At 68.0% G+C, this 14,948-nt stretch carries 13 protein-coding genes and 1 pseudogene; 3 read left to right on the top strand and 11 right to left on the bottom strand.

The window, feature by feature from the left end:
- Window positions 1–463: pseudogene (locus VEA80_RS17730) on the top strand (prolyl aminopeptidase); the annotation flags it as partial.
- 175 nt (window positions 464–638) lie between these two features.
- On the opposite strand, the gene rodA reads toward VEA80_RS17730, so the two are convergent.
- The 5 genes from rodA to VEA80_RS17755 form a co-directional block, all read right to left on the bottom strand.
- On the bottom strand, window positions 639–1,781 hold the full coding sequence (gene rodA, locus VEA80_RS17735; protein WP_325062116.1) for a rod shape-determining protein RodA: 1,143 nt from the start codon (window positions 1,779–1,781) through the stop codon (window positions 639–641).
- The gene (gene mrdA / locus VEA80_RS17740; RefSeq protein ID WP_325062117.1) at window positions 1,778–3,757 is read right to left on the bottom strand and encodes a penicillin-binding protein 2; all 1,980 of its coding nucleotides are present in this window, start codon (window positions 3,755–3,757) and stop codon (window positions 1,778–1,780) included. The genes rodA and mrdA overlap by 4 nt, the downstream gene beginning before the upstream one ends.
- Window positions 3,754–4,272, bottom strand: a complete 519-nt coding sequence (locus VEA80_RS17745) for a hypothetical protein (RefSeq protein ID WP_325062118.1) — start codon at window positions 4,270–4,272, stop codon at window positions 3,754–3,756. The genes mrdA and VEA80_RS17745 overlap by 4 nt, the downstream gene beginning before the upstream one ends.
- Complete coding sequence (mreC, locus tag VEA80_RS17750) at window positions 4,269–5,459, bottom strand: rod shape-determining protein MreC (RefSeq protein WP_325062119.1); 1,191 nt, start codon at window positions 5,457–5,459, stop codon at window positions 4,269–4,271. The genes VEA80_RS17745 and mreC overlap by 4 nt, the downstream gene beginning before the upstream one ends.
- Before the next feature lie 94 nt (window positions 5,460–5,553).
- Window positions 5,554–6,600: a rod shape-determining protein gene (locus VEA80_RS17755; RefSeq protein WP_325062120.1), complete on the bottom strand. Its 1,047-nt coding sequence runs from the start codon at window positions 6,598–6,600 to the stop codon at window positions 5,554–5,556.
- Window positions 6,601–6,971: 371 nt separating this feature from the next.
- Here VEA80_RS17755 and VEA80_RS17760 point away from each other — a divergent pair, with 371 nt between their 5' ends.
- The gene (locus VEA80_RS17760) at window positions 6,972–8,519 is read left to right on the top strand and encodes a serine protease (protein ID WP_325062121.1); all 1,548 of its coding nucleotides are present in this window, start codon (window positions 6,972–6,974) and stop codon (window positions 8,517–8,519) included.
- Window positions 8,520–8,529: 10 nt separating this feature from the next.
- Here the strand turns inward: VEA80_RS17760 and VEA80_RS17765 are convergent, their stop codons facing one another.
- Genes VEA80_RS17765 through VEA80_RS17775 form a run of 3 tightly spaced genes read right to left on the bottom strand, consistent with a single transcriptional unit; the run spans window position 8,530 to window position 11,120 of the window.
- Window positions 8,530–9,840 (bottom strand): sorbosone dehydrogenase family protein, encoded by a 1,311-nt coding sequence (locus VEA80_RS17765; RefSeq protein ID WP_325062122.1) that lies wholly within the window; start codon window positions 9,838–9,840, stop codon window positions 8,530–8,532.
- A 54-nt stretch (window positions 9,841–9,894) separates the two neighbouring features.
- Window positions 9,895–10,641, bottom strand: coding sequence for a TVP38/TMEM64 family protein (locus VEA80_RS17770; RefSeq protein WP_325062123.1), 747 nt, complete (start codon window positions 10,639–10,641; stop codon window positions 9,895–9,897).
- A 41-nt stretch (window positions 10,642–10,682) separates the two neighbouring features.
- The gene (locus VEA80_RS17775) at window positions 10,683–11,120 is read right to left on the bottom strand and encodes a GIY-YIG nuclease family protein (protein ID WP_325062124.1); all 438 of its coding nucleotides are present in this window, start codon (window positions 11,118–11,120) and stop codon (window positions 10,683–10,685) included.
- A gap of 102 nt (window positions 11,121–11,222) precedes the next feature.
- On the opposite strand from VEA80_RS17775, the gene VEA80_RS17780 reads away from it, so the two are divergent.
- Entirely contained in the window at window positions 11,223–12,161 is a 939-nt protein-coding gene (locus tag VEA80_RS17780) for an isopenicillin N synthase family dioxygenase (protein ID WP_325062125.1), read from the top strand.
- Here VEA80_RS17780 and VEA80_RS17785 read toward each other — a convergent pair whose 3' ends face one another.
- From VEA80_RS17785 to purT, 3 genes are all read right to left on the bottom strand, one after another.
- Window positions 12,162–13,127, bottom strand: a complete 966-nt coding sequence (locus VEA80_RS17785; RefSeq protein WP_325062126.1) for an oxidoreductase — start codon at window positions 13,125–13,127, stop codon at window positions 12,162–12,164.
- 93 nt (window positions 13,128–13,220) lie between these two features.
- A complete protein-coding gene (locus tag VEA80_RS17790) occupies window positions 13,221–13,679 on the bottom strand; it encodes a M23 family metallopeptidase (RefSeq protein ID WP_325062127.1) in 459 nt (152 codons plus the stop codon).
- Between the two features lie 79 nt (window positions 13,680–13,758).
- Window positions 13,759–14,946 (bottom strand): formate-dependent phosphoribosylglycinamide formyltransferase, encoded by a 1,188-nt coding sequence (gene purT, locus VEA80_RS17795; protein ID WP_325062128.1) that lies wholly within the window; start codon window positions 14,944–14,946, stop codon window positions 13,759–13,761.
- Window positions 14,947–14,948: the final 2 nt, after the last annotated feature.

Genomic DNA, 14,948 nt, shown 5'->3' on the forward strand with positions numbered 1-14,948 from the left:
GATCCCGGAAGACGAGCGCGGCGATCTTGTCGGTGCGTTTCACCGTCGCCTGACATCGCCTGAGTGGGAGACGCGTCTGCGCGCGGCGCGGGCGTGGGCGCGCTGGGAAGGCGAAACCATCTCGATCGCCGGCCCCAGCGCCTTGCCGGCGCGGTTCAATGAGGACCGCTTCGTCGAAGCGTTCGCTCGCATCGAGAGCCATTACTTCGTCAATGGCGGCTTCTTCGAGCGCGATGGCTGGCTGCTCGAACAGGCGCCGCGGCTACGTGACATCCCCTGCCGCATCGCCCAAGGCCGCTACGACATGTGCACGCCGATGAAGAGCGCCTGGGATCTGAAGCAAGCCTGGCCGGAAGCGGAGCTCGAGATCGTGCACGATGCGGGGCACTCGAGCTTGGAGCCGGGAATTATCGACTCTCTGGTGCGCGCGACCGATTGGATGGCGGAGAGAGCCACTTGGTGACTTCCCTCCGGCGCAAACTGACCTGAGAGCCTTCACACTCGTCATTCCGGACGCGCGAAGCGCGATCCGGAACCCAGGGGCCACCCGCACGTCGTTTGCCCCTAGGTTCCGGGTTCAATGCTTCGCATTGCCCCGGAATGACGAAATGATCTGACGCTTCAACGCGAGCGCCGCCTCACCACAGCCACCCTCTAGCCCCGTGCTGGTCGCGGTGGAGGTCTATGCTGAGCACGATGGCGTAGCAGGCGAGCAGCGTGAACATGGCGGTGCCGCCGAAGGAGATCATCGGCAGCGGGATGCCGACGACCGGCACAAGGCCGATCACCATCGCCGTGTTGATGAAGACGTAGCACGCGAGCGTCGCCGCAACGCCGCCGGCGGCGAGCTTGCCGAACATGGAACGCGCGCGCAGCGCGACCTGCATGGTGAGGCCCATGAGCGCGCCGAACAGGCCCAGCACGAGCACACCGCCGAGCAAGCCAAACTCTTCGACGATCATCGTGAAGATGAAGTCGGTGTGCTTTTCCGGCAGGAAGTCGAGCTGGCTCTGCGTGCCCTGCAAGTAGCCGCGGCCGAACAGACCGGCCGAGCCGATGGCGATCTTCGATTGCAGCACGTGATAACCCGCGCCGAGCGGATCGTCGGTGATGCCGAGGAAGACGTTGACACGGTCGCGCTGATAATCGTGCAGCACGCTCGTATAGGCGAAGATGGCGCCGCCCACGGCAACGATCGCGCCCGCGGCGATGATGCGCCAAAGCAGCCCGCCCAGGAACATGATGCAGACGCCGGCGAACAGGATCATCAGCGCGGTGCCGAGGTCGGGCTGGTGCATGACGAGCGCGACGGGCGCGACGATCATCAGGAACGGCGGCACGATCCAGAGCACGGTGCCGGTGCGGCGGGCGTCGAGCTGGTGATAATAGCGCGCCAGCGCCAGCACGATGCCGACCTTCATGATCTCCGACGGCTGCAGCGACACCGGCCCCAGATCGAGCCAGCGTTGGGCGCCCATGCGCGTCTCGCCGACGAGTTCGACGCCGACCAACAGCAGCAGCGCCAAGCCGTAGAGCGGATAGGCGATCGCAAGCCAGAAGCGCGCGTCGAGGAACATCGCCGCGATGATGACGACGCTCATCATCGCCGCGAAGCGGATGCCGTGGGTGAGCGGCATGTCAGTCCAGGCGCCCGAGGACACCGAGAAGTGCATCAGCACGCCGACGAAGGCGAGCGCGATCAGGATCGTGATGATGCCCCAGTTCAGCTTGGCGAACCGGTCGAACAACGTGTTCGGGCCGTGCGTGGCGGCGATGGTCATGCGCTGCGCCCCATGTTCTGTTCGAGCTGCGCCAGCTGGGCCGGCGCGCGCTGCGAAGGATCGCGCACGAGCGTCGCCTTCATGATCTCGCGCGCGATCGGGCCTGCAACCGACGAGCCGGCGCCGCCGTGCTCGACGATGACGGCGCAAGCGTAGCGCGGCTCATGCCAGGGGCCGAAGCAGCAGAAGAGCGCGTGATCGCGGTACTTCCATTCGATAGTGGAGTAGTGGCGCCCGCGGTTGCCGCCGAGCGCGCGCACCTGCGCGGTGCCGGTCTTGCCGGCGATCTGCACCGGTTGCCAGCCGCGCGTCTCCGGCGTCGCCGGCGTCGCCGCGCCCGTCTCGGGGTGGCGCACGAGTTCAAGCCGCCCGGCGCTGTTGGCGGTGCCGCCAGGTTCGTTGCAGACGCCGTACATGCCATCGCGCACGCGCGCGAGGTGTTCGGATTCGATGCCGCTCATGTGCGGCGGCCGGGGCGGCTCGCCGACGCCCGGCGCCTCACGGACGAGCCGCGGATTGACGGCGTAGCCGTTGTTGCCGAGCCGCGCGGCCATGACTGCAAGCTGCAGCGGCGTCACGCCCATCGCGCCCTGGCCGATGCCGTAATTGACGGTGAGGCCGCCGGTCCAGCCTTCGTTGCGGTTGGCGCGCCACCAGGTCGGATCGGGGATGAGTCCGTCGCGAATGTTGGGCACGTTGATATCGAAGTGCTGACCGAGGCCGAACTGGCGCGCGACCGCGGCGATGCGCTCGGGACCGGCGCGCAAGGCGGCTTGATAGAAATACACGTCGCACGAGTGCTTGATGGCGCCGTGCAGATCGACGCTGCCGTGGCGGCTCCAGCAGTGCCACGTGCGCCCGCCGTAATAGAAGCCGCCGCCGCACGAGGTGCGCCAATTGTCTTCGAGCCCCGCCTGCTTAGCGGCGATGCCGACGATCATCTTGAACGTCGAGCCCGGCGGGTAAACGCCGGTGACGGACTTGTGGTAGAGGGGCTTGCGTTCGTTGAGATTGTAGGCGTCGAAGTCGGCTTGGCCGATGCCGTTGACGAAGAGGTTCGGATCGAAGCCCGGCGCCGACGCCATCACCAAGAGATCGCCGGTGTGAATGTCCATGACGACGGCCGAGCCCGACTGCTCGCCGAAATTCTGCATCGCGGTGCGCTGCAGTTCGTGGTCGAGCGTCAGCACCAGGCCCGAACCGCGCTTTGGCTCGCGGCGCTCGCTCTCGTCCTCGCCCTGCTCCACGCCGCGCGCATTGACGATGACTTTGCGCCAGCCCGCTTCGCCGTGCAGGACGCCCTCCATCGACGCTTCCAAGCCGGCCTTGCCGACGCGAACGTGCGGGTTGCGCAGATAGACGGCGCGCGCTTCGCCTTCTTCCGGGTTCTCGAGCGCCCGATCGATGTCGCGCTGCGTCGGCTTCTGCACGTAGCCGATCGGGTGGCCGTAGACGACGTCGTACGGATAGGCGCGCACATCGACGGGTTGTGCGACCACGCCGCGTAGCTCAGGTAAGCGCACGTTGATGGCGTTGAACTCTTCCCAGGTCAGCCCTTCCTTGATCGGCACGGGCTCGTAACGCTGCCCGCCGCGCACCTTGATGGCTGCGCGCCGCGCCCATTCGGCGTCATGGCCGAGAATTTGCGCGACGCGGCCGACGATGCCCTCGAGGTCCTCGACCTCGGCCCGCAGCACCGCGACCTGATAATCCTTGCTCGTCTGCGCCAGGATCGTGCCGAAGCGATCGTAAATCACGCCGCGCGGCGGGGGCACGATGCGCGTATCGAAGCGGTTCTCGTCGGCGGCGTTGGAATATTCTTCAGTGAACGCGTTGGTGGCTTGCAGCTGGCCCATCCGGAACAGGATCGCGCCCAGGACTCCTGCGCCCGCGAACGAGAGCAGCGCCGCACGCCGATTGAAGATGACGTTCGCGTCGCGCTTCGGCAGCGTCGATCCTACGCGCTTGCCCTTCATCTGCGCGCTCCCTGACGAAGGCCGGCGGAGCCGCTCATATAGAGCGGCCGCACCAGCGGAAACAGGATCGCCGTGATCAGCGCGGCTTCGGCGTACGGGGTGACCGCGATCGGCGCGAGCACACGTTCGACGCCGGCGACGATCAGGATCGTCAGCAGCGCCGTGACGATGAAGCCGCCCCACAGCGAAACGAGGTTCGGCGCCGACATCGCCACCGCCGCGACGCGGCCGATCAGATAGGCGGAGAGGTAGATCAGCACGAACAAGCCGTACGGGCCGCCGGCGAGCTGATCGTGCACCAGGCCAAGCAGCGCGAGCGTCAGCGGCGCGCGCCAGCCGCTCTCATCTTCCGCGGCCCAGCCATAGGCCGCCCACAGCACTGCGAGCGGCAGCGGCGGTTGTGCGAACAGCGGTCCGAGCGGCAGCGCCGGCAGGATGACGCTGGCGATCGCCAGCACTAGGCCCCACGCGCGCAACGCGCGCCGGCTCGGCGCACGCAGGCCGAACACGCTCACTCTTCGCGCTCCCGCGCCGGCTCATCGGCTTCAGCGGGCTCTTCCTGCTGCTGCGGTTGCACTTGCGGCTGCGGTTGCGGCTGACGCCGTTGCGGCGGCTGCTGTTGCGTCGGCGGCGGCGCGGCGTTGGCGGGCTGGGCCTGCGGCTGCTGTTGCGGTCGCGGACGCTCTACCGCGGGCGGCGGCGCCATGCTCGGCGCGGTCGGCGGCGGCGCCATCGTCTGACGGCCGACGACCGCGACCGCAGATCCTGCGGCGAGCGGCGGACCCTCGGTTTCCACCGGCTCCGACTCCGGCGCGATCACGCCCACGAACGGAATGAGCCGCACGAAATCGATCGGCTGCTGCGCGGCCGCCAGCGCAACGCGCCACGAGCCGTCGTTCTGGCGGCGCGCCACCCCGACCGGGATGCCGCGTGGAAACAGGCCGCCGTCGCCGGAGGTGATGACGCGCTCGCCTTCACGAAGGCTCTGCGCGCCGACGATGAAATCCATCCGCGGCGCCTGCAGCTGATAGGGATGGGTGATGAGCTCGGGCGGGCGCGTCGCCTGCCCGGCCAGCACCGCGCGCACGCGCGAGGCCTCGCCCATCACCGGGATGCGCGAATTGTAGTCGTCCAGCATCAGGACGCGCGACGAGCGGCGGCCGACCGAGACGACGCGGCCGATCAGACCATTCTCATTGACGGCGATGTAGCCGGTGCGCACGCCATGATCGGCGCCCGCATTGGCGACGAGCGTCCGCGTGAACGGGCCGCCGCTATCGAGCACCAGCTGAGCGGCGATCGAGTTTTCGATGTCGGCGCCTTCGCCGAACGCGTCCGCCGGCATGCGCAGCAGCGCCTCGTAGCGCGCATTGCGCTCGGCCAGGCGCTGCGCCAGCTCGCGCCATTGCTCGAGTTCATGGTTCTCGCGCTCGAGCTGCTCGACCCGCTCGGTCGCGCCCCACATGCCGCCGATGCGCTGGAAGAAGTTCTCGCCGGTCCGCACCGGACCTGTCGCGACGCGCCCGGCGGCGGCGGCGGTGTCGTCGCCCGTCTGCATCACCGCGTCCGTACCCGGCGCCGTGCCGAAGCGCGAGACGATCAACACGACGGCGCCGATCACGAGGACGATGCCCAAGAGCACGCCGGCCGGCACCTGCCGTCCCGCGCCCGCACGCCGCACAACGCTCCTGCGTCTGGCCACCTACGCCGCCTCTTCCAACCGGCGCGCCCCAACGGGCGCGCGCGAACACGTGACTACCGCGTCAGCCGTGATTCCGCACGTGCGCCCCGCAGCTTCAGACCTCTTCCGTCAGCAAACGGCGCGCCTCGGACGAGTTGATCGTATCGAGAGCGATGCCGCAGCCCTTGACCACGCAGCGCAGCGGGTCGTCGGCGACCGAGACGCGGATCGAGATGCGTTCCTGCAGCACCGTATCGAGGTTGCGCAGCAGCGCGCCGCCGCCCGTCATCATCAGGCCGTGGTCGTAAATGTCCGCCGCAAGTTCCGGCGGCATCTGCTCGAAGGCCTGGCGGACGGCGTCGACGATGCGCGTCACCGGCTCGGCCAGCGCATCGGCGACCATGGCTTCGGTGACGACGATTTCCTTCGGCACGCCCGAGAGATTGTCCCGACCCTTGATCGGCAGGCTCATGCCCTGGCCGACGTCCGGCGCCTTGGCGGTGCCGATTTCCTTCTTGATGCGCTCGGCGGTGCTATCGCCGATCATCAGGTTTTCCTGACGGCGCAGGTATTGGATGATCGCCTCGTCCATCTTGTCGCCGGCTTCGCGGAGAGAGCGCGACCAGACGAGGCCGCCCAGCGAAAGCACTGCGATTTCGGTTGTGCCGCCGCCGATATCAACCACCATGCAGCCCGACGGATCGTCGATCTGGAGGCCCGCGCCGAGCGCGGCCGCTACCGGTTCTTCGATCAGCTTGACGCGGCGCGCGCCCGAGGCTTGCGCGCTCTCCAGGATCGTGCGGCGTTCGACCGGTGTCGCGCCCGTCGGCACGCAGATGACGATCTGCGGCGAGATCAGCGCCGGGCGCGGCAGCACCTTGCGGATGAATTGCTTGATCATCTCCTCGGCCACGTCGAAGTCGGCGATGACGCCGTCGCGCAGCGGGCGGATGACTTCCATGTTGCGGTGGGTCTTGCCGAGCATGGTCTTGGCTTCGGCGCCCACGGCGTACACCACCTTGCGGCCGCCTTCGTTGACATAGGCGACCACCGACGGCTCATCGAGAACGATGCCGCGCCCCTTCACGTGGATCAGCGTGTTCGCGGTCCCGAGATCGATCGCCAAGTCTGGCGCCACGAGACCGAACATGTTGCCGAGCATGCGTTGAAAACCCTCGCCGAATAAGAGCGGCCGAATCAGCCCTTGCCCTGGGCTTAACGCGGCAAGCTTAACAATCCTGAGACGGAGCCGGCCAAGAACACGCTCTCTGGGCCGAAATGAGGGCGATGGGGCGTAATGCGCTGGAGGCCCACCGCCTCGCGCTGTTCCGCCGCCGACCGCCCCCGTCGCCGACGGATTGCACTTGCCGCGATGTTACGGCCGATGCAAGGGGCGGGCCGCGTCCGGCCGCAGCAACGCCGCATTTGTCCGCAAAGACACACCTGCGGCGAGACTGGCGCGCGCGCTTGCGGCAGCAGCGAGGGCGCCCGATTATTCCGGTGGGGCAACCCAAGGTCCGGTTGGGGAAAAGCTTGGTCATCAAAGCGTTAAGGTTCCTGGCGGCCGTCTTTACGCTCGCCTTCGTAACCTCGGCCGCGGCGCAGACGAGCGTCGACGAGGCTGAGCGCGGCATCGTGCGGGTCGTCGTGATCCTGCAGACCAGCGAAGGCCGGATGCTCTACGGCTCCGGTTCCGGCTTCGTCGTCGCGCCGAACCTCGTCGTAACCAACGCGCACGTGGTGGCCCCGGCCCGCCAGGGGGCGGAGTACGGTGTGGCCATCGTGCCGCCGCAGGGCGACGGGCTGTTGCCCGCCAACATCATCCGCTACTCGCCGCTGACGGAACTCGCGCTGCTCGAGTTCCGCGGCGAACCGGACCTGACGCCGCTGACGATTTCCACAGTAGAGCCGCATACTGGCGACGGGGTCGTCGCGCTCGGCTATCCGGATGTGGACTATCAGGGTGCGTCCGGCGCGGACCTGCTGCGCCCTGCGCCGCCCTCGCGAACCTCGGGTCAGATCGCCTCCCTGCGCGATCAGGCGCCGACGGGGGACCCGATCCCCACCATCAACCACCAGGCGGTTATTTCCTCGGGCTCTTCCGGCGGGCCGCTGCTGGACGAGTGCGGCCGCGTCATCGGCGTGAACTCCTGGCACGTTTCCGGCGCCGACACGCGCGAGACCCGCGGCGTCTCCACCCGCGCCGCCCAGCTGCTGCAATTCCTCGACGAAGCCGGCGTCACGCCGACGCTGAGCGACGAGCGCTGCCTTTCCTTCGCCGAACGCATCCAGGCCGAACGCACGCAGACGATCGATGCGCTGCAGGCGCAGAACCAGGAGCTGGAGGCGAAACTCCAAACCGCGGACCGGCTGACGCGCATCGCCGTCGTCATCCTGATCGGCGGCACGCTGGCGCTGTTCGTGGCGGTCTGCGTGCTCGGCGCCATCGTGCTGTCGCGCAAGCGCGAAAACGGCAACGGGCACGTCGCCGTGCCGCATCAGCCCCACGTGCAGCAGCGTGAGCCGGAGCCGTTCGAAGCGCCGCGCAAACGCATGGGGGTGATGACGATCGTCGGCGGGGCGGCGATCGCCGCGATCCTGATCGTCGCCGCCGGCATCGCCTTGATGCGCGCCCAGAGCGAACAGACCGAGCAGACCGCGGACGCCTCTGACTTCAGCGGCGCGATCACCTGCACGCTGGACCGGGAGGCCTCGAGCGGCGCGCAAGGCGTGGCGGACATGAGCTTCAACGCGTCCGGCGCGCTCTGCGTCAACGAACGCACCCTCTATGCGCCGATCGACGGCGGCGCCCGCTTCCGCCGCGCCATCGTGCTCGGCGAAGCGCGCGCGCTCGATGTGCTGACGATCGATCCGGCCAGCGGCGAATTCCGCCGCGAACGCTATCCGCTCGACGACAGCGCCTTCGCCGACGCCAACGAAGCGGTCGCCACCTCCAGCGCCGGCCGCGGCTGCGTAGGTGACGGGGCCAGCGAAGCCGTCGCGCGCCGCAACGAAACGCTGATGCGCTTTGCGCAAGGCAACCCGTCGCAACGCCTCGTCTGGCGCTGCGAGAAACGCTAGCCGCCCCGCTCTACTGCGTCGCCGCCGCAGCGGGCGCGACGCGCCAGACGATGTCGCCGGCGTCGTCCGCCACCAGCAATGCGCCGGTCTGATCGGTCGCGACGCCGACCGGGCGCCCGCGCGCGCCGCCGCGGCCGTCGAGGAAGCCGGTGAGAAAGTCCTGCGGGGGACCGTTCGGAACGCCGTTCGAGAACGGCACAAAGATCACCTTGTAGCCGCTCGGTTCATTGCGGTTCCAGGAGCCGTGCTGACCGATAAACGCGCCGCCGCGATACTGCGCGGGGAATGCCGACGCGGTGTAGAACGTGAGCCCCAGCGAGGCGGTGTGCGAACCAAGCGCATAATCCGGCGCTATCGGCGACGGCAATCGCACGTTCGCCGGGATGTCGATCCGCTCATCGCGATGGTCGCCGAAATAGTAGTAGGGCCAGCCATAGAAACCGCCCTCGCGGACGCTGGTCATGTAATCGGGCACGAGATTGTCGCCGAGCATGTCGCGCTCGTTCACCGCGACCCACAGCGTGTTCGCGCCAGGCGCCCAGCCCATGCCGACAGGATTGCGCAAGCCGGACGCATAGATCCGCGCATCGGAGCCATCGGGATTGAACTCCCAGATCGCCGCGCGGCCCTGCTCGACCTCCATGCCGTCATCGCCGGCGTTGGAAACCGAACCGACGGCGACGTAAATCTTCGAGCCATCGGCGTTGGCGATCAGATTGCGCGTCCAGTGGCCGTTCGAGCCTTCGTTGTAGGGAAGCTGGAGCACGGTCTCGCCCGCGCCGGTCACGCGGATAGCGCCGGTCCTGTAGGTGAAGCGCACCACTGCGTCGGTGTTGCCGACGTAGATTTTGTCGCCGACGAGAACCATGCCGAACGGCTGATTCAGTCCTTCGGCGAAGACGTGCCGTTCATCGACGTCGCCGTCCCGGTCACTGTCGCGCAGCAGCGTTATGCGATTGGCGTTCTCGGCGATCGCGCCGGCCCGCCGCTGCACCAGATTACGAATCCAACCCACGATGCCGCCGCCTTCGGACGGCGTGGTCGAGCTCTCCGCAACCAGCACATCGCCGTTCGGCAGCACGTAGAGCCAGCGCGGGTGAGTCAGATTTTCGGCGTAGCGCGTGACCACGAAGCCAGCCGGCGCCACGGGCGCGGCGTCATCCGGCCAACCGACTGCGGTGGCCGGATTCAGCGTTGGAATGGCGCCGTCTTCCTTCGGCGGCGGCAGCTGCGGATTGGCGCCATAACCGAGGTCCGGCGGCGGCGAACTCTCCGCACACGCGGCAAGCGCCAGCGCAACAGTGATCACAAGCTTCTTCATGACGATTCAGTATAGCGCAGCTGCGCGGCCCCGTCCGCCACACGCGCCGATTTTCTAGCCGCCGGATTGGCGCCGCACCCATTTGCGCACGATCACGGCGACGACGATCCAAAGCGCGATCGCAAGCACGCCCATCAGCGCCGCGGCGCCGAGGTCGCCCTCCAAAGCGTCCATGATGCCGTCGCCGGCAAACGCGATGATCGCGGTCTTCGGCAAGACGCCGAGCGAGAGGCCGGCGAGAAACGGCCAGAAATTCACCCGCGCCGCGCCGAACGCCATGTTGACGACGATGAACGGCGCCGTCGGCACGAAGCGCACGATCAGGCTGGCGAGAAAGGCGTTTTTGCCCATGAAGCGCGTGAAGCGGCCGCCGGTCGCGCCGCCGAAGCGCTTCTGCGTCTCGGCGCTCGAGAGCCGGCCGGTGAAATAGGTGGCCGCGCCGGAGACGATGGTGGCGATCCAGGCGTACCAGAACCCCGCTTCCGGCCCGAACGCGACGACGCACGCGCCGATCAGAACGATTTGCGGCGCGCCGACATAGGCGGTCACCGTGAAGACGAGGATGGTGGCCAGAAGCCCCCAGTGGCCGCGCCGCGCCTCACCCAGCGTGGAATCGATGAACGCCTCGATCTCGGCGCCATAGAACAGGCGCCCGACCACCAGCATCGCGCCGACCACGACCACCATGGCGACCGAGATCGCCACAGCGCGCCAGGCGCGCGCATCCATGTTGTTGGCGAAGTCCGCGAGCTTCGCGAACAGGCCGGGTCTGGGCTGCTGAGGCTCGGCGGTTTCGTTCATCGGCCTTGGCTCTCGCCCGCCCCGCCGCGGGGGTCAAGCGGTCACGCCGCCCGCTGCGTCCGCCGTCCGAGCAGCGCGCTCATGTCGAAAGCATGGCTGGCCGCGGCCTTCCGCTTCGACGCCGCCGCTTTCGCCTGCGGAATCTCGACGTCGTTCATGCGCGGCTTGAGGCTATGGATCAGGTCGGTCTCGATCCGCCGCCTGTCGGCCTCGTCGCGGATCGGGCCGAGCACGTAGCGCTCGGTGGCGCCGTAATACCAGTAGGCGCGGCCCCACTTCTCGTGCCCCAGGAGCCGCGAGCGCAAATCGTGCGCTTTGCCGACATAGAGCACTTCCAGAAAAAACGCCCAGCGCCGGCGCACGAAGATGTAGATGCCGCCCTGGCCGCCCGGCGGCAGACCGCCCTTGGTCAGGACACACTTGAACCGATAACGCCGGCCACTTTCGCCGCGCCAGGAATGCGCCCCGAAAAAGAACATGAGCAAAGCTCCTTCAACTTGGCGCGCAGGCTCGGCGGCGAATCGTAAATGCGCCGTTAAGACATTGCGTCGGGTTCGAGGCGCGGCGTAAATCGCCGCCTGATGGTCCTCGACGCTTTGCCCGCCCTCTCGATGCGCGAACGCCGCGCCGATCCGCACGGTTTCGCGCGCGCCATGGGCGAGAGCTACACGCGCTTCGGCTTCGCCATCGTCCGCGACCATGGTCTCGACAGCGCAACGATCGCGCGCGCGCTCGATTCGACCAAGACTTTCTTCGCGCTGCCGGACGAGGTGAAGCGCCGCTATCACGTCGCCGGCGGCGCGGGCCAACGCGGCTACGTGCCGTTCGGGGTCGAGGCGGCGAAAGGCGCGGCCAAAGTCGATCTCAAGGAATTCTGGCACGTCGGCCGCGAACTGCCGGAGGGGCATCGTTATCGCGCTTTCATGCCGCACAATGTGTGGCCGAGCGAAATCGCGTCGTTTCGTGAGGACGTCTACGCGCTCTATGCAGCGCTCGATGCGCTGGGCGGCGAGCTGCTGCAATCGATAGCGCTGTTCTTGCAGCTGAAGCCGGACTTCTTCGTCAGCGCGACGCGCGACGGCAATTCGGTGCTGCGCCTGCTGCACTACCCACCGACGCCGCCGAACCCCGAGGGCGTGCGCGCCGAAGCGCACGAGGACATCAACGTCATCACGCTGCTGCTCGGCGCCGAGGAAGCCGGCCTGCAGCTGCTGACGCGCGAAGGCAAGTGGCTCGATGTGAATCCGCCCGAAGGCGCGCTCGTCGTCAATGTCGGCGACATGCTGCAGCGGCTGACCAACCACCAGCTGCCGTCGACCTCGCACCGCGTCGTCAACCCGGCGCCCGAGCGCGCGCACCTGCCGCGCTTTTCGATCCCGTTCTTTCTGCACTTCGCGCCGGACTATCTGATCGAAACGCTGCCCGGCTGCGTCACGCCGGACAATCCGAACCGCTATCGGCAGCCGATCACGGCACAGGATTTCTTGTTCGAACGCTTGCGCGAGATCAGGTTGGCTTGATCACGCGGCGGCGAACCGCACGCCGGTCATCCTTTCACTCAACGCCCAAAGCCGGTCCGCCAGCTCCGCGTCGATCGCCCAGGGCCGGACGCCGCTGAAGCCCTTGTCGTCGGGCGGGACGGCGACGGCGATGTCGCAATCTTCGCAATAGACGCCGCCCTTGCCGTCGAGTTGGGCGTTCGCCGCGCACCAGACGCTCGTGGCGGCGCCTTGGCTCGGCGTCTTGAAGCGTTCGTTGACGTTGCCATGCTCGTCGATCCAGCCCATCGCCTGCTGCTCTTCGCGCGGCATGTAACGCTGTAGATCGGTCATGATGCCGCCCGGATGGACGGCGAAGGCGCGCACGCCATGCGCCGCGCCGCGCGCGTCGAGGCCGATCGCGAACAGCGCGTTCGCCGATTTGGCGCGGCCATAGGCGAGCCACTTGTTGTACTCGGTGCGCTCGAAGTTCGGGTCGTCGAGATCGGGCGGCGCGATGCGGTGGCCGATCGAGGAGAGCGAGACGACGCGGGCGCCGCCGGCCGCCTTCAGCGCCGGCCAGAGCCGCGCCGTGAGCTGGAAGTGGCCGAGATGGTTGGTGGCGAATTGCGCCTCGTAGCCGCGCGCATCGCGCATCAAGGGCGAGGCCATGATCGCGGCGTTGTTGATCAGGATGTCGAGCTTCTTGGTGCGCGAGAGAAAGCCGCCGGCGAAGGCGTCGATGCTGGCGCAATCGGCGAGATCGAGCGCCGCCTGCTCGACATTTGCGATGTTCACCAACGCCTTCTGCGCCTTCTCGGCGCTGCGCGCAGGCGCGATGACGATCGCGCCGGCGCCGGCGAGCGCCTTGGTCGTCTCGAGCCCGATCCCGGAATAGCCGCCGGTGACGATCGCGACCTTGCCGGCGAGATCGCGCCCGCCCAGCGCCTCGCGCGCCTCGGTGCGCAGGCCGTAGCCTGAATTGATCGGCGCTTGTGGTGTGCGCATGGCCGCCCTCCTGCCTGAGCGCGAACGCTAGCGTCGCGCACATCCTGTGCGCCAGGGACGTCCATTAGGTCGACAAGTGGCCGAGGGCAGCGCTCAGCGTGCGGCGATCAACATGATCGCCTGCGCCGGATCGAACAGGCGTCCGCCGCGCCAGAGTTCGACGTGCACGTGCGGCGCATCGTTGGCGGCGATGCGGCCGATCACGTCGCCCGCTTCGATGCGCGCGCCGGCCGCGAGCGTCACGGCCTCCAAGTTGGAGAAGCGCGTGCGCCCTTCGGCGCTGTGATCGATCTCGACCACCTGGCCGCGATAGCCGGCGAGCGCGCCCGGCGCGTGCACGGCGATCACTTCCCCGCCGGCCGGTGAGCGCACCTCCGATCCAGCTGCGGCGGCGATATCGACGCCGCTATGAAACGATCCCGCCTCGCGTGGGCCGAAGGCGCTGCTGATATGCGCCTGCTGCGCGACCACCGGGGCGGAGAATTGCTCCGCGTCGGCTGCGCCCGCACTCACGGCGAACATGATCGCCGCGGCCAAAATCGTTCTCTGCATCGAACCCGCTCCTGATCCGCTTACAGAAGGCGTAACCCGATACGGCGGCAGCCGCCGCTTACAAATCGGTACGGGTCGATCAGGCGACAGGCTTCACCGCCGCCGCGGCTCGTTTCGCGCGCGCACGGGCTTCGTCCGTGTTCGCCCCGCGGGCGAGCGCCACGCCCATGCGCCTCTTTTTGAAGCTCTCCGGCTTGCCGAACAGGCGCAGATCGCTCTCGGGCGCGGCGAGCGCTTCGGCGACGCCTTCGAAGGCGACGCCCTTGGCGTCCATGCCGCCATAGATGACCGCGCTTGCGCCCGGCGCGCGGAGACTGGCGTCGACCGGCAGGCCGAGGATGGCGCGCGCGTGCAGCGCGAACTCGCTTTGATGCTGGCTGGCGAGCGTGACGAGGCCGGTGTCGTGCGGCCGCGGACTGACTTCGGAGAACCAGACCTCGTCGCCTTGGACGAACAGCTCGACGCCGAACACGCCATGGCCGCCGAGCGCGGCGGTGACTTCGCCGGCGATCTTGCGCGCTCGATCGAGAGCGCGCGCGCTCATGGCTTGCGGCTGCCAGCTTTCGACGTAGTCGCCATCGACTTGCTCGTGGCCGATCGGTTCGCAAAAATGCGTGCCGCTCGCAGCGCGCACGGTGAGCAAAGTGATCTCGAAATCGAACGCGACCTGCCCTTCGACGATCACGCGCGGCTGCTGCACGCGCCCGCCGCTCATCGCGTAGTCCCAGGCCTTCGCGACATCGGCTTGCGACTTCAGCCGGCTCTGGCCCTTGCCGGAGGAGGACATCACCGGCTTCACGAAGCAGGGAAAGCCGATCCGATCGATCGCGGCCTGCATCTCCTCCAGCGAAGACGCGAACGCATAAGGCGAGCACGGGAGCTTCAGCTGTTCGGCGGCGAGCACGCGGATGCGCTCGCGATTCATGGTGACATGGGCGGCGTTGGCGGTGGGGATCACGCGCGCGAGGCCGTCCGCCTCGATCCGCACCAGTTCGTCGGTGGCGATCGCCTCGATCTCGGGCACGATGATGTGCGGCCGCTCGCGCTTGACCAGAGCGCGCAGCGCTTGGGCGTCCGTCATGTCGATCACGTGCGCGCGATGCGCGACTTGCTGCGCCGGCGCGTCGGCGTAACGATCGACGGCGATGGTCTCGACGCCGAGCCGCTGCAGCTCGATGACGACTTCCTTGCCGAGTTCGCCGGCGCCGAGCAGCATGACGCGGAGCGCGTTGGGGGAAAGCGGCGTGCCGATGCGGGTCATGGTCATGA

This window comes from Vitreimonas sp., from assembly GCF_035627415.1.
In the GTDB taxonomy this organism is placed as follows: Bacteria; Pseudomonadota; Alphaproteobacteria; order Caulobacterales; family Aquidulcibacteraceae; genus Vitreimonas.